This is a genomic window from Virgibacillus sediminis (assembly GCF_042643265.1).
Lineage (GTDB): Bacteria > Bacillota > Bacilli > Bacillales > Amphibacillaceae > Virgibacillus_O > Virgibacillus_O sediminis.
In genome coordinates, this window is sequence record NZ_JBHRRZ010000014.1 from 36,351 (window position 1) to 58,272 (window position 21,922).

Consider the following 21,922-nt stretch of genomic DNA (forward strand, 5'->3'; position numbering starts at 1 on the left):
GAGTATAACTTTTGCTTACAGATGCTAATCTATTATTTCAAATTGCCGGAATAGGGATCATCGTGGCTCTAATACACACCATTTTGAAACAAATGGGAAAAGAAGAGATTGCCCAATTTGCTACATTGCTTGGTTTCATCATCGTGCTTGTAATTGTGATCAATGGGTTATCCGATCTGTTTCAGCAGATCAGGGCCGTATTTCTCTTCCAAGGGACGAGCACATGGATATTCTGCAGATTGTAATACTTGGCGTGATTGCCAGCATTTTATACATTATCTTGAAGGATATGAATTCGTCACTTGCTTTCCTGATTATCCTGCTTACAGGAATCATCATATTTTTTATGGTTGTACAGCATATAGCTACCATCTTCCAACTCATTGAAACATTGGGGCAAAAAGCGAATATCGAAGGGATGTATATTGAAACAATCCTGAAGATTATCGGAATAGCTTATATTGCTGAGCTTGGGGCAGGCATTACAAAGGACGCGGGGCTGGGGTCTGTGTCATCAAAGATTGAACTGGCAGGCAAGATTTTCATATTACTGCTGGCAGTCCCAATCATCACCGCACTTATTGAGGCCATATTGACCTTTCTGCCTACCGCTTGAAAAGGAGGAAGTATAGTGGATGGAATTTAAAAAAAGCGTCCATATTATTATTTTCACTGTGCTGTTTCTCCTTATTGGACAAGCAAATGTATTCGCCGAGCCAAGTACAGAAGAAATCGAGGATGCCTTGATGCAGGAAATCTCCTTAGAGGAAGTCCAACAGTATTGGAATACACTGGTGGATGACTATGGCGGATATCTTCCTGAGCTTGAGAAGACATCAATATATGAATTTATTAAAGAACAGGACTCCATTACGTTAAAGGACACGATCCGGGGATTCATCGAGTTTTTATTTCATGAACTGATCCAAAACGGCAGGCTTTTGGGCATGCTCATCATGCTGACTCTTTTTTCAAGTGTTCTACAGACCATGCACAACGCTTTTGAGAAAAGTGCAGTAAGTAAAATAGCATATTTTGTTGTTTATATGGTGCTCTTGTTTATTGCGCTGAACAGTTTCTATCTTGCTCTCTCTTATGCGAGAGATACCATTGAAGCGATGACAAGCTTTATGATTGCGCTTTTGCCCCTGGTACTTGGGCTGATGGCCACGTTCGGCAATATGCTGACCGTGTCTTTTTTCCACCCGGTTATTGTCTTCCTTATTCATGCGAGCGGTCTGCTCATTTCAAATTTTATTCTGCCTCTTCTTTCATTATCAGCACTACTATTAATTGTGAGCAGCATTAATGAAGAATACAAGGTGACCCATCTGGCAAATTTCTTCAGGAATTTGGCAATGGGTACACTGGGAGTCTTTTTAACCATTTTTCTTGGAGTAATGTCTGTACAGGGGACCGCCAGTGCCATTCAGGATGGAGTCGCAATGAAGACAACCAAGTTTATCACAGGAAATTTCATCCCTGTCGTGGGAAGGACATTTACAGATGCTGCAGATACCATATTGAGTGCTACATTACTGTTGAAAAATGCAGTTGGTATCGTGGGAGTTCTTATCATCCTTTTCCTAGTTCTTTTTCCGGTTATTAAAATCTTTGCTATTGCTCTCATCTACAAGATTGCTGCAGCCATCTTGCAGCCGATAGGAGACGGACCAGTAATTTCCAGTTTGAATACGATCAGTAATTATATTGTATTAATACTGGCGTGTGTACTTGCCGTGTCTTTCATGTTTTTGCTGGCCATTGTAATTATTGTAGCAGCAAGCAATATCACCTTGCTGCTCAGATAGGGTGGTTTGATGGAAATTCTATTCGAGTGGGTAACACAGATCATTTTGTTTCTATTGTTGGCTGCTGTCGTCGATTTGCTGATTCCGGCAAACAACATGAAAAAATATATTAAATTGGCAGTCGGACTTATATTGATCTTATTATTATTGCAGCCCGTCTTCTACCTATTCAACGTGGATATGGAGCAGCAGATAAAGGCTGCATTTTCACAAATAGACGAGGGGGGCGGAAAGGAAGATTCCATGAAAAATTTAATAGATTTGCAGAAAAAAGAAATACAAGCCTCCCAGGATGCATATATTTTAGAACAAATGGCTGTCCAGTTAAAAAATCTGGCAAAAGATCCATTAATGGAGGAACACCAGGCAGAGATCATGGATATCAGTTTTTCATTTTCACAGGGAGAGGAATACAGCTTTGAAAGCCTGGAGGAAGTCATTGTCTATCTGCAAGAACATGGAGAAGGGGAGGGGGCAGTGGATGTTGTTGAGGAAGTCGTCATCGATACAGAAGAACAAGAATCAGCCAAAGAAGAACAGAATAATAGAGATGAGGGAGTAATTCTCCTGCTCAGAGAAGTCTGGGAACTGTACAACAAGGAAATTACGGTCATATGGGAAGGAGGGACGACTTGATAAGAAAATTGTTGGCGCTATTTAGGATAGACAAGAAAGATGGAACAGAAGGGACCTCGAAAAAAAATGGTTATATCGCCATCCTTGCACTTGCCGGCTTGATGCTTCTTATCCTGGGAAATGTGTTTTCTTCCTCCGAAGAGGACCAGTCTGAAGGGCCGCCGGAGGAATTTCAGTTAGAGCAGAATGATTTAGAAAGTCCCCCTTCAGATGATGTGCCGGTTACTGCAGATGTAGACGAGCTGGAGCAAAGCTTTAAACAAGAAATGGAAGATATGCTTAATAAGATACAGGGTGTTTCAGAAGCGGAGGTAATGATCAATCTGGATTCCACCAATATTCATGTATATGCGAAAAATTTGATCAAAGGCCAGCAGACAACAGATGAAAACGATAAAAACGGCGGAAATAGGAAGGTGGAAGATTCGACGGAAGAGTCTCAAGTAGTTCTTGTTCGCCAGGGAGATAAAGAAGTGCCTCTGTTGACGCAAACCGAAAAGCCAAGCGTAAGGGGAGTATTTGTAGTAGCCAAGGGAGCCGATCATGCTTCTGTCAAACAATGGATTGTAGAAGCGGTGTCGCGGGTGCTTGATGTTCCGTCCCATAGGGTATCCGTCATGCCGAAAAATTAAGGAGGAATGATTATGTTAAAAAAACAAACCGTATGGTTGCTGACTATGCTCAGTCTCATGATTGTATTAAGTGTGTATTATATGACCGCAGACAATGAGGATCTCGCGTATATTGATACAGGTCAGAATACTACTGAAGAATCTGCTGACGGGGAACAGGAGACCGCAGGAGATGCAGAAGTAGGGGATATCAATAATTTGGGCAATGATCAATTGTTCACTTCGTTAAGAATGGAGTTGCAAGACAACAGAAGCATGGAAAAAGAGAGGCTCAATGAAATTGTCGCTTCCAGTAATGCAACCGCAGAAGAAAAAGATAAGGCTTTAGAGGCGATTGACGGACTTGACGAAGCTTCTACCAAAGAGACAATTATAGAAGAGTCAATTTTAGCAGGGGCTGCCTACGAAGATGTACTTGTCCGGTCAGAAGATGATGTAGTCCATGTCCATGTAAAGGTTGATGAGCTTTCAAAAGCGGAAGTGGTGAATATTATGCAAATGGTAAGAGATGAATTTGGGGATGTAACAGTAGACGTAAATTTCCAGCCGACGGACAGTAAATAATTGTTGATGATTCATCGGGCGGGTAATAATACCGCCCGATTACTTTTTGGTGTAGCCATACATAAGGAGAACTACCCTACAGATTAGCCTATTTCGGTAAGAGTTGGGTATAATAGACTTATCCAAATACTATACGGAGAGCAGGTTTTAATGTGCTGGCTTATACTTACTTGATGTTTGGATCTCATATATCGTAATATGTTAGGAGGAGTTATTGATACCTAATGGTAATATCTAACGAGGTGAAGGGGTGCAGTAATGTTAAACGTTCAAGAAATACAGGAAATCATTAAGCTAATTGACAAATCTTCAATCACGGAGTTCACTTATGAAACTGAGGGAGCTACTGTTTCACTTAAAAAATCAAGTAATGCAGAAACCGATGTGGCAGGACAAGCAGGCTCAGCGCCACTTGTCCAGCAGCCGGTTAGCAAGGAAGCTCCGATACAGCCACAGCCCTCTCAGCAGGGAGAAGAAGCAAAACAAGCGGCTGCCAAACCGGATGATAAAGAATCTGATAAAGGGGCAGGGATCGACTATGATTACGAGATTGTTTCTCCTATGGTCGGCACCTTTTATGAAAAGCCCGCACCAGAAAGTGATCCATATGTGTCCAAAGGAAGCAAGGTATCAGATGATACTGTTGTCTGTATAGTTGAAGCAATGAAGCTGTTTAATGAGATTGAGGCTGAAGTAAGCGGCGAGATTGTGCAGATCCTTGTAGAGGATGGAGAACTAGTCGAGTATGGACAGCCGTTATTCAGAGTAAAGAAGCAGTAAGGGGATGGATTGTGTGATAAAAAAACTGTTAGTTGCCAACAGAGGAGAAATAGCTGTCCGCATTATCAGGGCTTGTAAGGAATTGGGGATTGAGACGGTTGCAGTGTATTCGGAAGCTGATAAAGAGGCACTCCATGTACAGCTTGCCGATGAAGCTTATTGCGTCGGACCTACCTCAAGCAAAGACAGCTACTTGAATTTTACTAACATCATGAGTGCAGCGACATTGACGGAAGTAGATGCCATACATCCTGGTTATGGGTTCCTTGCCGAGAATGCCGACTTTGCGGAAATATGCAAGGCATGTAATATTTCATTTGTAGGCCCTACTCCAGAAGCTATTCAGAAAATGGGCATAAAAGATGTAGCGCGAGAAACAATGAAAAAAGCAAATGTGCCTATTGTTCCGGGTTCTGATGGAATTGTGGACGGGGAAGACGAGGCAGTGGCCATCGCAGAGGAAATAGGCTACCCTGTCATTATTAAAGCGACTGCCGGCGGCGGCGGTAAAGGAATACGTGTGGCACGTTCCAAAGAAGAGCTGATCAGCGGTATCAGGATAACTCAAAAAGAAGCAGAGACGGCCTTTGGCAACCCAGGGGTTTATATAGAGAAATTCATTGAAGATTTTCGCCATGTGGAAATACAAGTTTTGGCGGATAAGCATGGAAATGTGGTGCATCTTGGTGAAAGAGACTGCAGTATACAGAGGCGTCTTCAGAAATTGATTGAAGAGAGCCCGTCCCCGGCGCTCACACCTGAAATCAGGGAACAGATGGGGGCTGCCTCGGTAAAGGCAGCGAAAGCTGTAGGTTATGAAGGCGCAGGGACCATTGAGTACATCTTTGACCGCAAAAGTCAAAACTTCTATTTCATGGAGATGAATACCCGGATTCAGGTGGAACACCCTGTAACAGAAATGGTTACAGGCATAGATCTGATAAAAGAACAAATTAAAATTGCCGACAATGAAGAACTTTCTTTCAAACAGGAAGACGTTACGTTTGACGGATGGGCGATAGAGTGCCGTATCAACGCAGAAAACCCATTTAAAAACTTTATGCCATCAGCCGGCGATATACAGATGTATCTACCGCCTGGAGGTCTTGGCGTCAGGGTTGATTCGGCAGCATACCCAGGCTACCGCATTCCGCCGTATTACGATTCTATGATTGCCAAATTGATTACATATGGTCCTACGCGAGAGGAAGCGATTAAAAGGATGAAACGCTCATTGGATGAGTTTGTGGTGGAAGGAGTCCATACGACTATACCTTTTCATCGTTTGATCATGGATCACGAAGTATTTAAAAAAGGCGATTTCAACACGAATTTCTTGGAAGAACATCCAATCGTAGAAGAAAAGGAACAGTAAAGCCGAACTTTCATCATACAGATACGAGGAGTGATTAGATGAGTGAACAACCAATGCTTAATGTCAGTGAAGACATGAGCCTGGGAACTGTAGAAGTAGCTCCGGAAGTGATCGAGGTTATCGCAGGTATTGCAGCATCCGAAGTAGAAGGCCTGTATGCCATGAGAGGGAACTTTGCTTCGGGAGTTGCAGAGAGGTTTGGCAGAACTACTCATACTAAAGGGGTAAGGGTGGAACTGACAGATACCGCGATTATTATTGATTTGTTTGTCATTCTTAATTACGGTGTCTCGATTCCACAGGTTGCCCAGAACATCCAATCAGTGATCCGGCAGACCATCAAAAATATGACAGCTTTGGAAATTGAAGAGATCAATGTCCATGTTGTAGGCATGCAGATGGATGCAGGAACAGAGGAAATAGATGATTAATTGATGGGGGCCAAGAGTTGTTTTCTTTTGGCTCCTTCCTTTATTAAATGGCTGCTCCGACAGTGTGGCCGGCTGGAAGAATCATCTAGCGTCGGAATCCTAATCATGATATGATGAACTGCAGATAAGCTTATAGAGGAGTTATGGAAATGAATCGACATAAAGCAAGGGAAAAAGCTCTCCAAATCCTTTTTCAAATGGATATCCATGAGGATGAATCTCAGGCAGAAATGGAGGAAATGATCATTTCGGAAGGGAATGACGAGTTCCTCAGGAGTCTGGTAGAAGGTGTGCGCAAATCGAAGGAAGAATTAGACAGTATTATTGCAAATAAGCTGGAAAACTGGTCGTTCGACCGTATCGCATCAGTAGAAAAAACCATCCTGCGCATCGCAGCCTATGAAATTAACTACCTTGATGACATTCCTCCTACTGTTTCCATCAACGAGGCAGTAGAACTGGGGAATCGGTTTGGTGATGAAAAATCCGGGAAGTTCATCAACGGTGTATTGTCAAAAATAATTGCTTAAAAAGGGGAATGGTAACAGTGTCAGCTGAAGTAATTAATGGAAAAGATCTCTCATATGAATTGAAACAGGAAATGAAAGAAGAGGTTAATGTATTGAAACACAAGGGGCTGACTCCGCATTTAACAGTCATCATTGTTGGAGACAACCCTGCTTCCAAATCCTATGTACGGGGAAAACAGAAGGCCTCTGATGAAGTTGGTATTTCTTCTGATGTAATTGAACTTCCAGCCTCGACATCGGAGGAAGAGCTGTTGCAGATCATTACAGAACTAAATAATGATTCTACTGTTCACGGTATTTTGGTCCAACTGCCGCTGCCGGAGCATATAAGAGAAGAAAGTGTAATAGTATCTATTGACCCTTCCAAGGATGTAGATGGTTTCCACCCGGTCAACATTGGACGTATGATGACAGGAGAGGATACGTTTCTACCTTGTACTCCAGCTGGTATCATTACTATGCTGAAATCAAAAAACATAGAGATATCTGGTAAACATGCTGTCGTATTGGGACGCAGCAATATTGTCGGTAAACCAGTAGGTCAGCTGCTTCTTAACGAGAATGCTACCGTTACATATTGTCATTCGAGAACAAATGATTTAAAGGCCTTCACAAAACAGGCTGATATTCTGGTGGTGGCTCTTGGCATACCAGAAATGATCAATGATACGCATCTTAAAGAAGGCGCGGTTGTAATTGATGTAGGAATTAACCGGCTGGACGATGGTTCCTTGACAGGGGATGTAGATTTTGATCGTGCAAAAGAGGTCACATCCTACATAACACCTGTACCACGCGGAGTCGGCCCAATGACCATAACCATGCTTCTTAAGAATACGATCAAGGCTGCACGGGGACTGTCAGGGAATTGAAAGGTGAGTTCTTAACGGTTACCGCGTTGACCAAATACATTAAGCGGAAATTTGAGACAGACCGCCATTTAAGAAGTGTGATGCTTAAAGGAGAAATATCGAACTTTAAGCATCACAGCCGTGGACATATGTATTTGACAATCAAGGATGATAACGCAAGAATTCAAGCAGTTATGTTCGCCGGCAGCAACAAGTATCTAAAGTTTAAGCCGGAAAACGGAATGAAGGTGCTCATTAAAGGAGAAGTAAGTGTTTTTGAACCTTACGGGCAGTATCAGATGTATATTCAGCAGATGGAGCCGGATGGTGTAGGGGCATTGTACCTGGCATATGAGCAACTGAAGGAAAGATTGTTCAAGCAGGGTTGGTTCGATCCATCCTATAAAAAAAAGATACCCGAGTATCCCGGACATATAGGTATTGTCACTTCGCCAACCGGGGCTGCCGTCCGAGACATAATAACAACATTGAACAGAAGGTATCCCCTCGTCGAAAAAACTGTCATTCCCGTTCTTGTACAAGGTGAAAACGCCGCACAGTCAATCAAACGGGGCATTGAGCTTGCAAATCAGCGCGGGGATTTTGATTTGCTGATTGTCGGCCGGGGCGGGGGTTCCATAGAGGAGCTTTGGAGCTTCAATGAGGAAATTGTAGCTGAGGCAATCTTTCAATCTGACATTCCGATAATCTCAGCTGTAGGGCATGAGACGGATCATACCATTTGCGACTATGTTGCTGATCTGCGGGCGCCCACCCCGACAGGTGCCGCTGAAATAGCTGTCCCTTCCCGACTTGACCTGCTAGATAGAGTCAATAAATTGAGAAACGGGCTGGACAGGGAGCTTGGAGGGCTGATTAAAGAGTCCCAGCGCCACTTGCAGAGGGTTAACCAGTCTTACGCATTCCGTTATCCCGAACAGCTTATTAGGACAAAAGAGCAGGAACTAGACCGGCGGCTTGAAGCCCTAAAAAGGTCTGCCGCCATTATACTCGAGGGAAAGCGCAATGATTATATTAATATCAACAAACGCCTGATTATGCAGCACCCTGAAAAGCAGTTGGAACAAGCTAAAAGCAGACTTGAAGCTCTCCAAAAAGAACAGCACCGTCTCATGAAAGAGAAAGTAGAACGTAGATATTCCGAATTAAACCAAGCTGTAGAAAAGTTAATGCTTCTTAATCCTTTGGAAACAATGAAGCGAGGCTTTGCCCTTCCGTACAATAAAGAAGGGGAGATTATAAAAACAAGGAAACAAGTGCAGGCAAATGATATCATCCAGGTAAAAATCAAGGATGGAAATTTAACCTGTGAGGTGTTGGATGTAGAGGAGGCTAACCGTGAGCGAGAAGAAGGAAATATCCTTTGAAGAAGCAATGGAGAATCTGGAAAATATTGTAGGTGAGCTGGAACAAGGGGATGTCCCACTTGAGAAAGCAATCAACTATTATCAGGAAGGGATGATCCTGAGCAAATTATGTAGTGATAAGCTGAAGCATGTCCAGGACAAAATGACAAAGATCATGAACGAGCAAGGGGACCTTGAGCAGTTTGACTTGCAGGAGGAAGAATAACATTGAATAAGACCCTTAGCAGCTTTATTGAAGAGAAAAAACAAATAATAGAAGTAGAATTGGAGCGTAAACTTGATACACTGGAAATTCCACAGAGACTAAAAGAGTCCATGCTGTATTCCCTGGAAGCAGGGGGGAAAAGGCTGAGACCTATTCTGCTTCTGGCCAGCTATGAGGCATATAATGGAAAGGGAGACAAAGCTCTCTCTGCAGCGGCGGCCCTTGAAATGATTCATACCTATTCATTGATCCATGACGATCTGCCTGCAATGGATGATGATGATCTGCGAAGAGGAAAGCCAACCAACCACAAAGTTTTTGATGAGGCTACCGCTATTTTGGCAGGTGATGCCCTTCTCACTTTTAGTTTTGAAATTATTTTGGATGACCCTTTGCTGGATAGTGAAGAAAAAGTCACGTTGACAAGGGCCTTGACCCATGCCAGTGGTGCTGCAGGCATGGTTGGGGGGCAAATCAAGGATATGCAGGCTGAAAAAACTCCTATAACCCTGGATGAAATGGAGACCATTCATGACCTAAAGACAGGGGAACTCTTGAAATTCGCCGTCTTTGCAGGAGCTTATTTGGGGAGGGCAGATAAAGAACAATTGGCTCATCTACAGCGCTTTGCCTATTATCTTGGCCTAATATTTCAAGTTCAGGACGACATACTTGATGTGACCGGCAACGAAGAGAGAATGGGGAAGGCAGTGGGAAGCGATGAGTCCAATGAAAAGAGCACTTATCCCAAGATACTTGGCTTGGAAGGAGCAATTAATAAGAAATCCACCTATGTCAAAAAGGCCCAAAATTCGTTGAAAAATGCAGGTGCGGACGGTACTTTGCTGGAAATGCTGATTAATTATATCAGCGAACGAGATCATTAGCACCTTGTAGCAACAAGTGATAAATTATGATATAATATGAGTATCTAAGGGATGGTGCAGTATTCTAGTCAGTCTTCCTCTCCTGAAGGCGGGCCTAAAAATCCGCTAAAGGGCACATCGATGAAGTTCCTTGTGTAGGCTTGAGGCGCCCAGCCTTGGGTCTATGCTGGGAGTTAAGGTTTTCGGGCGATCCGCAAAGGCATGTGGGCGTTGACCCGATTACCGCGGAGGCCCATCTCTGTCGTGGCTTCTAAGCCTAGCGGTCATGATGGAATGGGGTATGAACCTGCGTAATAAGGAAAGGGATACCTTATTTGCAGCGTAGCCTGCCTTGAGTGGTGTTGAGGGGATTAGGACCTTAAATTATAGGTCAGATGGCCACTGTCCTGTAATTTTCTTTCCTATGAAATCAACACTGCAAAAGAGGCTAGGGAGCGGGCAGAGGCTGTTGAGGAAATCTCCTAGACTGTTCCTATGACATCCAAAAGGGATTATAGTGTGGACTAAGTGGTAATCCAGTCGAACTTTCGGAGACGGAGTTCAGGTGGATTTAAAGGGGAACCGCCTGCATGGCAACATAGGGTATCCACCTGGGAAAACCTACTGGACCTAAGCCGCAGTTTTAACCTTTGGGATGACCATCCCTTCTTTACATAATAGATAATCGGGGTTGACCATGGATAACAAATTAAAAAAATCATTAAAATTCAGCTTTACTATTGCCGTTATCACATTTGTGTTAGCGGCTATTTTTTCAGTCATATCATCGTCGTTGCTTAATGATGTAATCTGGATTGCAGGATTGATCATCGTATTGATCATTGTACTGATAGGTGTATTTTTCGATATGCTAGGAATAGCGGCAACCGCTGCGGATGAAAAACCATTCCATGCAATGGCAGCCGAGAAGGTGAGCGGGGCAAAACAGGCAGTAGCAATCACCCGTAACGCAGACAGATTCGCCAGCTTTTGCAACGATGTAATAGGCGATATTTCCGGAATTGTAAGTGGCACGGCTTCCGCTATTGTTGTTCTTCAAATTGCCAGAATCTTCGGGGATGGAGAGGGTTCTTCCCTTCAACTTGTATTGTCAACCATATTGACAAGTCTCGTTGCGGCCCTTACAGTAGGCGGCAAGGCTGTCGGCAAAACATTGGCAATTCACTCATCAACCACCATCATTTTTACAGTGGGGAAAATTGCCGCCTGGATGGAAGACCATTTAAAAATAACCATTTTGTCCAATAATACAAAGAAGAGATAGAAATAACCGTCCGTGCTAGGGCGAAAAGAGGAATTAAAGAAATGAGCAAAAAACGACTCGACGAATTATTAGTAGAACGGGAATTGATTGATTCAACAGATATGGCTAAACGCCTGGTAATGGCTGGTAGCGTTTATTCCGATCAGATACGGATGGATAAGCCTGGAATGAAAGTGGATGAAAATATTCCGCTGTCTGTTAAGGTAAAGCATATTCCGTATGTAGGAAGAGGGGGGCTAAAGCTGGAAAAAGCCCTGGATGTTTTTCGGATTTCGGCTGAGGGCCGAACAATGGTGGACATTGGGTCATCCACCGGAGGATTCACGGATTGCGCGCTTCAGAATGGAGCTCGGCTCTGCTATGCTATTGATGTAGGTTATAACCAGCTTGACTGGAGATTAAGGAACGATGAGCGAGTTGTGGTAATGGAGCGGACGAATTTCCGTTATGTCACACCGGAGATGCTGGAACACGGGAAACCGGATCTTGCCACCATTGATGTTTCCTTTATTTCTCTGAAAAAAATGCTTCCTGTCTTGAAGGAACTGTTGGAGGCCAAGAGCGATGTAGTCGCCCTAATTAAACCTCAGTTCGAAGCCCGCCGTGAAGAAGTAGGAGAAAAGGGGATTGTCCGTGAGAAGAAGGTACACCAACGAGTGGTAGGAGAAATTATCGGCTTTGCAGAACAGGAAGGATACCAAATGTATGGATTGACATATTCGCCTATTACTGGTGGAGATGGAAACATAGAATTTTTGGGTCATTTCGGCTGGGGAAAGACGGAAGAGGGATGCCAGTTTACGGATCAAGATATAATTGATGCAGTTGATGAAGCACATGATGCCCTCCATCCCCAAAAAAATCATTGAGTTCAGGAAGTAGAGGAGGTGGAAAAATGAGCAAGGTTCAGCGCCATATTAAAATACGGGAACTGATTACGGAGCGGGAGATTGAAACACAGGACGAGCTTGTCGATCTATTGAAAGAGCTTGGATATAATGTCACTCAGGCCACTGTATCCAGGGATATTAAGGAACTTCATCTTGTCAAAGTTCCATCAAGGAACGGCAATTATAAATACAGCCTTCCTGCAGATCAGCGTTTCAACCCCTTAGAGAAACTTAAGCGGCTGATAATGGATGCTTTTGTGAAAATTGACCATGCCAGTCATTTTATCGTGTTAAATACGCTGCCGGGCAATGCACATGCGATTGGTGTCCTTGTTGATAATCTGGATTGGGAAGAGATTATGGGTACGATTTGCGGAGATGATACGTGTCTGATCATCTGCAAAAGTGAAGAAGACAGCGTAAGAATCAAAGAACGTTTTCTGGAGATGCTATAAGTCTTTTAGGGGTAGAGGTGAAGCTATATGTTAACGGAACTGTCCATCAATGATTTCGCCATTATTGAGCATGTGTCGATGACTTTCACTGAAGGGCTTACAGTTCTTACTGGTGAAACCGGGGCAGGGAAGTCAATCATCATTGATGCAATACAACTGTTGGCCGGCGGAAGGGGATCTGTCGAATTTGTCAGACATGGAGCTAAAAAGGCGGAAATTGAAGGGTTGTTCACCATAGAAGGAAGTGATCATCCTGTCTACGAAAAAGCTGAAGCATACGGAATAGACATCCAAGATGGACAAGTGGTTCTTCAACGGGTTATAACAGCGAATGGTAAAAGTATCTGCCGGGTCAACAGTAAGCTCGTTACACTTGCCATTCTGAAAGAATTCGGCAAAACATTGATTGATATCCATAGCCAGCATGAAACCCAGTCGTTAATGAACCCGGAGAATCATATTGATCTGCTGGATCTTTATGAGCCAAAAAAAATTGCCAGGGCAAAACAGGAATATACATATCTGTATGAAAAGCTGAGCACGCTAAAAAAGAGATATACACAACTTAATGATAATGAACAGGAAATGGCACATCGGCTGGACCTTCTCGAGTTTCAGAGGAGAGAGTTGGAGCAGGCAAACCTTTCACCGGATGAGGACATAGCACTTGAAGAGGAAAGAAGATCCCTGGCAAATTACCAGCGCATATTTCAAGGACTGCAGGATACTTATACTGCCCTTTACGGAGAGCAGAGAGGGCTTGACTGGTTGAACCAGGCACAGGTAGCTCTCCAGGACGCAAAGGAGTTTGATCCTTTTATTGCAGAGAAGGCCGAGGAACTAAGCAATAGTTATTATATTTTGGAAGATCTGACGTATAGTATACGCAGTCATATCGACAGTCTGGAATATAACCCAGGCAGGTTGAACGAAATTGAAGCAAGGCTGGATGAAATTAACAGACTTAAGAAGAAGTATGGATCCACCGTCAATGAAATACTGGAGTATTCGGCACAGATAGAGGAAGAGATTGAGGAAATCACCAATAAGGATTCCCATTTAAACAACTTATCCAGTCAAATAAGTGAGTTAGCCCAGGATGCTTACCTTGAAGCAAAACAACTCCATGATATTCGGAAAGAAGCAGCAGAATCGCTTGGGAATGAAGTGCATCAGGAATTGAAGAGCCTTTATCTGGAAAAAGCCACTTTCTCCATCTCTTTTAATGAGGAGCCTATAGGAGAGGGCAAGTCCGATATACTTCATAAAAATGGATTTGATCAAGTGCGTTTTATGATTTCGACGAATTTGGGGGAACCCCAAAAAGAACTGAATAAAATTGCATCTGGTGGCGAGATGTCGAGAATTATGCTTATCCTAAAAAAGATTTTTGCAAAACACCAAGGGGTAACAAGCGTGATATTTGATGAAGTCGATACAGGGGTAAGCGGACGGGTAGCCCAAGCAATTGCTGAAAAGATTGTTCAAATTTCCAAAGATTCGCAAGTCCTGTGTATAACTCATCTACCACAGGTGGCTGCTATGGCAGACATACACAAATTTATCGAAAAAAATCAAAAGAATAACCGGACATCTACAAAGGTCTCCGAGTTGACGGAAGAGCAGCAGATAGAGGAGTTAAGCAGAATGATCACAGGTACAAAATTGACGGAAACAGCAAAAGATCATGCCAAGGAGCTGTTGGAACTTGCATCCTCCTTTAAAACACATAGTGCTTTATAGATGCCAGGGGCTATCCCCCTGGTTTTATTTTATGCACTAAAAAATTTACAGAATGTATGTTGGAAAGGTTTAACATCTTTCTTATGTTTCACCAGTTTAAAAAGCCATCCAATAGGTCAAATTAGAAGTACAGAAATAAAAATGGTGGTATGGGGTAGGAGCGAGGAGAGTGAATTAATGGACTGGAATAAAGAAAATAAGTTACGAATATGCTCCGGTATGCTTATTTTGATTGCCTTGTTGGCAATTCCTTTCATTACCCCTATTCAAAAATATATTTCAATACCCACGGATATTGTTACTTTTGAAGGACAGACCCCCGTAGAGTTGCCAGAATTTGGAGGTAACGCTTCACTCAATACAGCCGATGACAGTATACAGGCTATAGATAGTTCCGGCTTCTATGCTAAAGAGCCGGGAGAAAGCGAACTCTTTTACGAAGTTGCAGGTTTTCCTGTCAAAAAAGTTAATGTTTCCGTTCTAGAGGATGTTGAGGTAATCCCGGGCGGGCAATCCATTGGAGTTCAACTAAATACACTTGGTGTTCTAGTGGTAGGACACCATTTGGTAAATGGTCCTAATGGAACAGCCTCTCCAGGAGAAGAGGCTGATATTAAAGTCGGAGACATGATTGTTGAAATAAATGGAGAACCGATCAAATCAATGGAAGAGGTAAAACCACTTGTAGAAGAAGCCGGTAAAAACCAGGAGAATCTCAAGGTCACCTTAAAAAGGGGAGATGAAACCATTGATACAACACTTGAACCGGTGCTTGATAAGAAGGAAAATGATTATAAAATTGGTGTTTATATAAGGGATTCAGCAGCAGGTATAGGTACCATGACTTTTTATGACCCAAAGTCCCATAACTATGGCGCCCTTGGACATGTCATATCAGATATGGATACCCAAAAACCGATTGAAATTAATGATGGCACAATTGTTCGATCATCTGTTACCTCTATAGAGAAAGGTAATAATGGCACTCCCGGTGAAAAGCAAGCGAAATTTTCCTTAAAGGAAAACCGGATTGGAACTATAACAAAAAATAGTCCGTTTGGCATTTTTGGCGAACTGAATAATCCGATTGAGAATGGAAACTATGACGAGCCAATGCCTGTAGCTCTCTCCCATGAAGTGGAAGAAGGGCCGGCAAAGATATTAACTGTGCTGGAGGGGGAAAAAGTAGAGGAATTTGATGTAGAAGTAGTAAGCAGTGTCCCTCAAAAGTTTCCAGCTACAAAAGGAATGGTCATCCAGATCAGTGATGAGAGATTATTGGATAAGACTGGCGGAATTGTACAGGGAATGAGCGGTAGTCCGATCATCCAGAACGGAAAAATAATAGGTGCAGTTACACATGTGTTTGTAAACGATCCCACTTCTGGTTATGGTGTCCATATCGAATGGATGCTGCAGGAGGCTGGAGTGGATATATACAATCAGGAGAAAGCCAGCTAAGTTAAGACTTGCTTTGGATTAAGTTCCATCGCAAGTCTTTTTTATAAAATTTTTAACATTTATATGGAAAATTATGCTATACTTCATTTATGAAATATTATTCGACAAAACTGCAATATTTATAGCAAATCATGGCGTAATTCTTCGATAATTAAAGTATAAGGAAGATAAATAAAAATAAACCAATGTTTTTCCAAAATATGAAGGATATTTAAATCTTTTGTTGAATATATACTATGGGTAAAAGACAGTATTAGATAAGGGAGGACTTTTTTGGTGGAAAAAATTTCTGTTTGTCTTGTTGACGACAATAAAGAGCTCGTACAACTTATGGAGGATTATTTTGAGGAACAATCGGACATTGAAGTGATTGGAACTGCATATAATGGCAGGGACTGTTTGAATATGCTGGAGGATCTGCAGCCTGATGTTGTTATTCTGGATATAATTATGCCGCATATTGACGGACTGGCTGTATTGAATACCCTAAAATCATCAGACAGGGAGAAAACCCCTCAGGTTATTATGCTCACTGCTTTCGGCCAGGAAGAAGTTATGAAGAAGGCGGTGGCATTAGGGGCATCTTATTTTGTATTAAAACCTTTTGATTTGGGTCATCTTGCCGATCAGATCCGTCAAATTGAAGGCAATTCTGCTACTCCTTCCAATTCAAGGAATTTAATTAGAAAAGAGAAACAAGGTAAGGACATTGAAGCAAGCATCACCAATATTATTCATGAGATAGGCGTACCGGCCCATATTAAGGGTTACATGTATCTGCGTGAGGCGATCACTATGGTTTATAATGATATCGAATTACTCGGTTCTGTCACAAAAGTTCTATATCCGGACATTGCAAAGAAATTCAATACCACTGCTTCCCGGGTGGAAAGGGCTATACGCCATGCAATTGAAGTAGCCTGGAGTCGAGGGAACATTGATTCCATTTCCGCCTTGTTCGGTTATACGGTAAATGTATCTAAGGCAAAACCGACCAACTCCGAATTTATAGCAATGGTGGCAGATAGGCTGCGGCTGGAACACAGGGCGAGTTGAACAGAGGAATCAAAAAATATTACTGTACATGGGTGGGCCACCTATATACAGTAATATTTTTTAGTCCTTTGCTATTTTATTCGAAAAAGGCAGTATACAAAGATTGAAGTGCTCTTTGCAGTCCTTCCGACTCGATTCCGAACATCATCGAAACCTCCGAAGAACCTTGGTTAATCATTTCAATGTTGACATTGGCGGTAGAGATAGCTGTCGTTGCCCGCTGAGCAATGCCGATCGTGCTTACTAAGCCTTCACCTACAACCATGATCATAGCAAGATCCCGATGGATGTCTATTTTCTCAGGCTGCAGTTCTTTTTTCATCCGTTCCATTACCCTTTTTTCCTTTTCTGGTGTCAAAAGGCTTTCACGGATAATAATGGACATATCATCAATGCCTGATGGAGCGTGCTCAAATGAAACCTCTTCATCCTCCAGAATTTGAAACAGCTTGCGTCCAAAACCAACTTCCCTGTTCATCAGGAATTTGCTTATATAGATGCTGCAAAAGCCGGTGTCACTAGCAATGCCGACCACGCATTTATCACTTTCTTTTTTCTCTGCCACGATATTTGTCCCTGGTGCCTGCGGATTATTAGTATTCTTGATACAGACAGGAATCCCTTTTTCAAACGCAGGTATCAGCGCTTCATCATGGAAAACGGAGAAGCCTGCATAGGAAAGTTCCCGCATTTCCCGATACGTTAAGGTAGTGATTTCTTTCGGGTTGTCCACAAGCGTAGGGTTTACCGTAAAAACAGAGTCGACATCTGTGAAATTCTCATACATATCAGCTTTTACTCCGGCCGCTATAATCGCGCCGGTGATATCTGATCCGCCCCTTGAAAAGGTAATGAGCTCTCCTTCTTTTGTATAACCGAAAAATCCGGGAATGACAAAAATTCCGTCTTTTTCCCTTAAAGAATAGATCTTTGAAAAGCTTTCCTTCAATATATGTGCATTTCCCGGGTCATTGCTTACAATGATCCCTGCTTCTTGAGGATTTATGTAAGATGCATTTTCTCCGACTGATTGCAGATAAGCACTCAGGATTTTTGCCGAGCTGTCTTCTCCTACAGCTTTCAAAGCGTCCAGCTTTAACTCGATCGAGGTATCTTTTCTTAGGACTTCTTGAATTGTTCCCTCAATATCATCCAGGATATTTTGAGGAAGGCCCAGATCATCGACAATCTCCTTGAATCGGTCCATTACCTTTACAATATGCTGGTCATAGTCTTTACCATCCCTATAAGAATCTCCCAATTGAATGAGCATATCTGTAACCTTTTCATCACCCGAATATCTTTTACCCGGTGCTGAAACTACCACAAATTTCCGATCGGCATCCGAACGGATAATATCTCCTACTTTTTGTAACTGTACTGCATTAGCGACAGAACTGCCGCCAAATTTAGCGACTTTCATTCAATTTCCCCCTACAATGAATATTTTTATTTTTTTATCATAACACAGCTTCCAATGAGTGTTAAGTAAGACCGGGTAAAGCTGTTCCGATCTTACTTCGATCCTTTATCTTTCTGCTGCCTTTTTCGATCCCGGTGGACAACGAAGCCAGCAATAAAGCCAATACCCACTATAAAAAGAATTAGCCCTGCCACAAACTGGATACTACTAAGGAAAAAGATAGGATACACACTATCGAATAATGTATCTCTCATCAATTTAATCCCAATGGCGGCAATAATTCCGGGAATAAGCAACACAGCAATTGCCACAATTCTGACCATAATGATCCCTCTTTAATTTATAAACTTTTATAAGTATAACAAAAATTGTTTTATATAGAAACAATGCTTTACTTGCTAAGACATGCACGTTATCGTATGATGAAATCATGCAAATTCATGCAAGGTGGGGTGCTATGAAACGTGTTCTTATTGTTGGTGCAGGCAAAGGGGGAACAGCTCTGCTGAAGATCCTTCATGCTGCTAATAAAATGCATATAATTGCAATTGTTGATAGCAGAGAGGAAGCTCCAGGTCTAAAACTTGCAGCGGAATATGGGATTACAGCGGGCCGTGATTGGTCAAACTGGATAAATGAAGCAGATATTATTGTAGAAGCTACCGGGGATGAAAGGGTACTTGATGAATTAATTCATAAAAGAGGCCGTCATGCTGTCGTCATTCCGGGTTCGGTTGCTTATATCATTTCCGAGTTGTTTGAGGAGAAGGAGTCATTATTCCAACAACTGAGAGCACAAATGAGAAACCAGGATCGAATTTTGAACAATATCCGCGATGGAATGATTGTCATTGATAATAAAGGAATCGTACAATTCGTAAATAAAAGCGCGGAGAGAATAGTGGATATTAAGAAGGAAGATTTTATAGGAAAACATATTGAGCTAGTCGTTCCAAATACCAGGCTTCCCCAGGTTCTGCGCAGTGAAAGGAAAGAAGTTAATCAGAAACTGTTGCTAGGGAATGGGAAAAAGGTCATAACCACCAGAATACCTTTCGCTGATTCGGAGAATAACCTTGTCGGTGCTTTTTCCGTTTTTAAGGATATTACGGAGGTAGTGAATTTAGCGGAAGAAAATACGGATCTGAAAGAAATTAAGACCATGCTGGAAGCTATTATCCAATCTTCTGATGAAGCAATAAGCGTTGCTGATGAACATGGAAACGGATTGATGATCAATCCTGCTTATACCAGAATCACAGGTCTCAAAGAATCAGAAATTATCGGAAAACCCGCAACCACGGATATTTCTGAAGGCGAAAGTATGCATATGAAAGTGCTCAAAACAAGGAGACCGGTGAGAGGGGTACGGATGAAACTGGGGCCATCGAAGAAGGATGTGGTTGTGAATGTAGCTCCCATCATTGTGGATGGAAAGATTAAAGGCAGTGTGGGTGTGCTACATGATGTGTCGGAAATACAATCATTAACCAAAGAATTACAGCGAGCCAGACAAATCATCCGTAATCTGGAAGCCAAATATTCTTTCAACGATATCATTGGAAATTCGCCTGAAATGAAACTTGCTCTTGAACAGGCAAAGGTTGGAGCGAAAACCCCGGCAACCGTCCTTCTGCGAGGAGAATCGGGGACCGGGAAAGAGCTCTTCGCACATGCCATCCATAATGAGAGTGACCGTAGGCATAATAAATTCATCCGTGTGAATTGTGCTGCTCTTGCCGAATCCATTCTGGAAAGTGAGTTGTTCGGCTATGAGGAAGGAGCTTTTTCAGGGGCAAAGCATGGCGGGAAGAAAGGTTTATTTGAAGAAGCAAACATGGGAAGTATTTTTCTGGATGAAATAGGAGAGCTCTCCCTAAATATGCAGGCAAAACTTCTTCGGGTCTTACAGGAAAATGAAATAGTCCGTGTCGGTGGGGCCGAACCAATTTCCTTAGACGTAAGGATAATAGCCGCAACAAATGTTAATTTAGAGAAAGCTGTAATGGCAAAGGCATTTCGCGAAGATCTTTATTATCGGTTAAACCGTCTTCCTATCTTTATCCCTGCGCTTAGGGAAAGGGTAACTGATTTGCCTGCCCTAGCAGAGCATTCTATCCGGAAAATGAACCAGGATTACGGGAGAAGTGTCAATAGGTTGGAGCACGATGCCTTAGATTATTTGAAAAGATATCATTGGCCGGGGAATATAAGGGAATTGGAGAATGTAATTGGACGGGCGATGATCTACATGGACATCGGCGAGGAAGTAATCAAGAAAGAACATCTCCCCTCACTGGGAGGCGGTTCCTCCATGAGGATGTCAAGGGAAGTTGGAGATATGAAGGAGAGAACGCTGCAACAAGCCACAGAGGAGTTTGAACGTGAATTTATCCGGGCTGCATATAAAAGGAATGGCTATAATAAAACGAAAACTGCCAAAGAGTTAAATGTGTCTATTCGCAACCTATATTATAAGTTGGAAAAATATAACATAGATAAAAATAGCATGCAATAAATTGCATATATGAAAAAAAGTTCATGTGGAGGAAGCCTTAAAATGAAGCGTTTACAGTTAATTTTTATTGGCACGCTTTTTGCTTGGTTAATAGTGGGAAGGGGTTGAACATGAGGGCATTATCATCTCTGAAAAGTATCATACCATCTCATAAGAAGACAGTGGCTGTCGCTAACGCCGCAGATGCAAGTGTGTTGGCTGCAGTGAAGGCAGCCATGGATCAACAGGTATGCCATTTTATCCTGGTAGGTAATAAAACAGATATCTCAGCCGCTGCTCTACATGCAGGGTTGGATGTTATGCAGCCAGGTCTTGAAATAAGGCATATGGCCGATACTGATAAGGCTGCAAGAGAAGCTGTGGCTGCCGTGAAAAACCGGGAAGCTGAATTAGTAATGAAGGGTAATCTGCCAACTAAAAATTTATTGAGTGCAGTATTGGATAAGGATGCCGGCTTGAGGACTGGAAAGATACTGTCCCATTTGGCATTGTTTGAAATTCCTGCCTTAGATCGACTAGTACTTTTAAGTGATGCTGCCTTGAATATCCAACCAAATTTGAAAGAAAAACAGCACATCATCCAAAATGCTAAGGAAGCAGCCAAAGCGATTGGGATTCCCATTCCTAGGATTGCTTTACTTGCTCCAGTAGAAACTGTTAATGAGTCGATGCAATCTACGATGGATGCTGCAATGTTGACTCAAATGAATAGACGAGGGCAGATCTCCGGTTGTATAATCGACGGTCCGCTAGCTTTTGACGCAGCGATCTCACGAAAAGCAGCAGAGCAGAAAGGTATAGATTCAGAAGTTGCCGGCATGGCAGATGTACTGGTTGTCCCAACTATAGATGCTGGTAATATGCTTTATAAATCGTTCATTTATGTGGGTGGAGCAAAGGTAGCATCAATCGTCACTGGAGCAAAAGCTCCCGTTGTGCTTACTTCCCGGGCGGATTCTGCTGATAGTAAATTACATTCGTTAACGTTAGGTTTGGCGGTCGCCAACAAAACATAGGAGGCA

At 42.5% G+C, this 21,922-nt stretch carries 24 protein-coding genes; 22 read left to right on the plus strand and 2 right to left on the minus strand.

Annotated features, from left to right (window positions below):
• Positions 1-11 precede the first annotated feature (11 nt).
• From spoIIIAC to spo0A, 20 genes are all read left to right on the plus strand, one after another.
• Positions 12-245 (plus strand): stage III sporulation protein AC, encoded by a 234-nt coding sequence (spoIIIAC, locus tag ACFODW_RS07615; RefSeq protein WP_390304905.1) that lies wholly within the window; start codon positions 12-14, stop codon positions 243-245.
• Positions 224-616: a stage III sporulation protein AD gene (gene spoIIIAD, locus ACFODW_RS07620; RefSeq protein ID WP_390304908.1), complete on the plus strand. Its 393-nt coding sequence runs from the start codon at positions 224-226 to the stop codon at positions 614-616. The genes spoIIIAC and spoIIIAD overlap by 22 nt, the downstream gene beginning before the upstream one ends.
• 19 nt (positions 617-635) lie before the next feature.
• The gene (spoIIIAE, locus tag ACFODW_RS07625) at positions 636-1,811 is read left to right on the plus strand and encodes a stage III sporulation protein AE (RefSeq protein ID WP_390304910.1); all 1,176 of its coding nucleotides are present in this window, start codon (positions 636-638) and stop codon (positions 1,809-1,811) included.
• Between the two features lie 9 nt (positions 1,812-1,820).
• On the plus strand, positions 1,821-2,447 hold the full coding sequence (spoIIIAF, locus tag ACFODW_RS07630) for a stage III sporulation protein AF (protein ID WP_390304912.1): 627 nt from the start codon (positions 1,821-1,823) through the stop codon (positions 2,445-2,447).
• A complete protein-coding gene (gene spoIIIAG, locus ACFODW_RS07635; protein ID WP_390304914.1) occupies positions 2,444-3,079 on the plus strand; it encodes a stage III sporulation protein AG in 636 nt (211 codons plus the stop codon). Before spoIIIAF ends, spoIIIAG begins: the two co-directional genes overlap by 4 nt.
• A gap of 12 nt (positions 3,080-3,091) precedes the next feature.
• Positions 3,092-3,643 (plus strand): SpoIIIAH-like family protein, encoded by a 552-nt coding sequence (locus tag ACFODW_RS07640; protein ID WP_390304916.1) that lies wholly within the window; start codon positions 3,092-3,094, stop codon positions 3,641-3,643.
• 258 nt (positions 3,644-3,901) lie between these two features.
• On the plus strand, positions 3,902-4,423 hold the full coding sequence (gene accB / locus ACFODW_RS07645) for an acetyl-CoA carboxylase biotin carboxyl carrier protein (protein ID WP_390304918.1): 522 nt from the start codon (positions 3,902-3,904) through the stop codon (positions 4,421-4,423).
• Positions 4,424-4,436: 13 nt separating this feature from the next.
• On the plus strand, positions 4,437-5,798 hold the full coding sequence (gene accC, locus ACFODW_RS07650; RefSeq protein ID WP_390304920.1) for an acetyl-CoA carboxylase biotin carboxylase subunit: 1,362 nt from the start codon (positions 4,437-4,439) through the stop codon (positions 5,796-5,798).
• A 38-nt stretch (positions 5,799-5,836) separates the two neighbouring features.
• On the plus strand, positions 5,837-6,229 hold the full coding sequence (locus ACFODW_RS07655; protein ID WP_390304922.1) for an Asp23/Gls24 family envelope stress response protein: 393 nt from the start codon (positions 5,837-5,839) through the stop codon (positions 6,227-6,229).
• Between the two features lie 149 nt (positions 6,230-6,378).
• A complete protein-coding gene (gene nusB, locus ACFODW_RS07660; RefSeq protein WP_390304924.1) occupies positions 6,379-6,759 on the plus strand; it encodes a transcription antitermination factor NusB in 381 nt (126 codons plus the stop codon).
• A gap of 17 nt (positions 6,760-6,776) precedes the next feature.
• On the plus strand, positions 6,777-7,631 hold the full coding sequence (gene folD, locus ACFODW_RS07665) for a bifunctional methylenetetrahydrofolate dehydrogenase/methenyltetrahydrofolate cyclohydrolase FolD (protein WP_390304926.1): 855 nt from the start codon (positions 6,777-6,779) through the stop codon (positions 7,629-7,631).
• Entirely contained in the window at positions 7,628-8,998 is a 1,371-nt protein-coding gene (xseA, locus tag ACFODW_RS07670) for an exodeoxyribonuclease VII large subunit (RefSeq protein ID WP_390304928.1), read from the plus strand. Before folD ends, xseA begins: the two co-directional genes overlap by 4 nt.
• Before the next feature lie 7 nt (positions 8,999-9,005).
• Positions 9,006-9,203 carry an exodeoxyribonuclease VII small subunit gene (gene xseB / locus ACFODW_RS07675; protein WP_390305224.1) on the plus strand — a complete coding sequence of 66 codons (198 nt, stop codon included), beginning with the start codon at positions 9,006-9,008 and terminating at the stop codon, positions 9,201-9,203.
• A gap of 2 nt (positions 9,204-9,205) precedes the next feature.
• Positions 9,206-10,090 carry a polyprenyl synthetase family protein gene (locus tag ACFODW_RS07680; RefSeq protein WP_390304930.1) on the plus strand — a complete coding sequence of 295 codons (885 nt, stop codon included), beginning with the start codon at positions 9,206-9,208 and terminating at the stop codon, positions 10,088-10,090.
• Between the two features lie 676 nt (positions 10,091-10,766).
• Positions 10,767-11,354, plus strand: coding sequence for a hypothetical protein (locus tag ACFODW_RS07685; protein ID WP_390304932.1), 588 nt, complete (start codon positions 10,767-10,769; stop codon positions 11,352-11,354).
• 41 nt (positions 11,355-11,395) lie between these two features.
• On the plus strand, positions 11,396-12,223 hold the full coding sequence (locus ACFODW_RS07690) for a TlyA family RNA methyltransferase (RefSeq protein WP_390304934.1): 828 nt from the start codon (positions 11,396-11,398) through the stop codon (positions 12,221-12,223).
• A 26-nt stretch (positions 12,224-12,249) separates the two neighbouring features.
• Complete coding sequence (ahrC, locus tag ACFODW_RS07695) at positions 12,250-12,699, plus strand: transcriptional regulator AhrC/ArgR (RefSeq protein ID WP_390304936.1); 450 nt, start codon at positions 12,250-12,252, stop codon at positions 12,697-12,699.
• 27 nt (positions 12,700-12,726) lie between these two features.
• On the plus strand, positions 12,727-14,442 hold the full coding sequence (gene recN, locus ACFODW_RS07700) for a DNA repair protein RecN (protein ID WP_390304939.1): 1,716 nt from the start codon (positions 12,727-12,729) through the stop codon (positions 14,440-14,442).
• 177 nt (positions 14,443-14,619) lie between these two features.
• Positions 14,620-15,903 carry a SpoIVB peptidase gene (spoIVB, locus tag ACFODW_RS07705; RefSeq protein WP_390304941.1) on the plus strand — a complete coding sequence of 428 codons (1,284 nt, stop codon included), beginning with the start codon at positions 14,620-14,622 and terminating at the stop codon, positions 15,901-15,903.
• Positions 15,904-16,179: 276 nt separating this feature from the next.
• Entirely contained in the window at positions 16,180-16,959 is a 780-nt protein-coding gene (gene spo0A / locus ACFODW_RS07710; protein ID WP_390305226.1) for a sporulation transcription factor Spo0A, read from the plus strand.
• A 76-nt stretch (positions 16,960-17,035) separates the two neighbouring features.
• Here the strand turns inward: spo0A and ACFODW_RS07715 are convergent, their stop codons facing one another.
• Both ACFODW_RS07715 and ACFODW_RS07720 read right to left on the minus strand, forming a co-directional pair.
• Entirely contained in the window at positions 17,036-18,382 is a 1,347-nt protein-coding gene (locus ACFODW_RS07715; RefSeq protein ID WP_390304943.1) for an aspartate kinase, read from the minus strand.
• A 92-nt stretch (positions 18,383-18,474) separates the two neighbouring features.
• Positions 18,475-18,705, minus strand: coding sequence for a DUF2627 family protein (locus ACFODW_RS07720; protein ID WP_390304945.1), 231 nt, complete (start codon positions 18,703-18,705; stop codon positions 18,475-18,477).
• Positions 18,706-18,839: 134 nt separating this feature from the next.
• Here ACFODW_RS07720 and ACFODW_RS07725 point away from each other — a divergent pair, with 134 nt between their 5' ends.
• The gene (locus ACFODW_RS07725) at positions 18,840-20,900 is read left to right on the plus strand and encodes a sigma 54-interacting transcriptional regulator (protein WP_390304947.1); all 2,061 of its coding nucleotides are present in this window, start codon (positions 18,840-18,842) and stop codon (positions 20,898-20,900) included.
• A 110-nt stretch (positions 20,901-21,010) separates the two neighbouring features.
• Positions 21,011-21,916, plus strand: coding sequence for a bifunctional enoyl-CoA hydratase/phosphate acetyltransferase (locus tag ACFODW_RS07730; RefSeq protein ID WP_390304949.1), 906 nt, complete (start codon positions 21,011-21,013; stop codon positions 21,914-21,916).
• Positions 21,917-21,922 lie beyond the last annotated feature (6 nt).

Bases quoted from the DNA above. Each gene is read 5' to 3' on its own strand.
- accB (WP_390304918.1), top strand. From the start codon at position 3,902: ATGTTAAACGTTCAAGAAATACAGGAAATCATTAAGCTAATTGACAAA.
- ACFODW_RS07715 (WP_390304943.1), bottom strand. From the start codon at position 18,382: ATGAAAGTCGCTAAATTTGGCGGCAGTTCTGTCGCTAATGCAGTACAG.
- ACFODW_RS07655 (WP_390304922.1), top strand. From the start codon at position 5,837: ATGAGTGAACAACCAATGCTTAATGTCAGTGAAGACATGAGCCTGGGA.
- spoIIIAE (WP_390304910.1), top strand. From the start codon at position 636: ATGGAATTTAAAAAAAGCGTCCATATTATTATTTTCACTGTGCTGTTT.
- spoIIIAD (WP_390304908.1), top strand. From the start codon at position 224: ATGGATATTCTGCAGATTGTAATACTTGGCGTGATTGCCAGCATTTTA.
- spoIIIAF (WP_390304912.1), top strand. From the start codon at position 1,821: ATGGAAATTCTATTCGAGTGGGTAACACAGATCATTTTGTTTCTATTG.
- recN (WP_390304939.1), top strand. From the start codon at position 12,727: ATGTTAACGGAACTGTCCATCAATGATTTCGCCATTATTGAGCATGTG.
- nusB (WP_390304924.1), top strand. From the start codon at position 6,379: ATGAATCGACATAAAGCAAGGGAAAAAGCTCTCCAAATCCTTTTTCAA.
- ACFODW_RS07640 (WP_390304916.1), top strand. From the start codon at position 3,092: ATGTTAAAAAAACAAACCGTATGGTTGCTGACTATGCTCAGTCTCATG.
- ACFODW_RS07725 (WP_390304947.1), top strand. From the start codon at position 18,840: ATGAAACGTGTTCTTATTGTTGGTGCAGGCAAAGGGGGAACAGCTCTG.
- ahrC (WP_390304936.1), top strand. From the start codon at position 12,250: ATGAGCAAGGTTCAGCGCCATATTAAAATACGGGAACTGATTACGGAG.
- ACFODW_RS07690 (WP_390304934.1), top strand. From the start codon at position 11,396: ATGAGCAAAAAACGACTCGACGAATTATTAGTAGAACGGGAATTGATT.
- ACFODW_RS07720 (WP_390304945.1), bottom strand. From the start codon at position 18,705: ATGGTCAGAATTGTGGCAATTGCTGTGTTGCTTATTCCCGGAATTATT.
- spoIVB (WP_390304941.1), top strand. From the start codon at position 14,620: ATGGACTGGAATAAAGAAAATAAGTTACGAATATGCTCCGGTATGCTT.
- xseB (WP_390305224.1), top strand. From the start codon at position 9,006: ATGGAGAATCTGGAAAATATTGTAGGTGAGCTGGAACAAGGGGATGTC.
- ACFODW_RS07685 (WP_390304932.1), top strand. From the start codon at position 10,767: ATGGATAACAAATTAAAAAAATCATTAAAATTCAGCTTTACTATTGCC.
- ACFODW_RS07730 (WP_390304949.1), top strand. From the start codon at position 21,011: ATGAGGGCATTATCATCTCTGAAAAGTATCATACCATCTCATAAGAAG.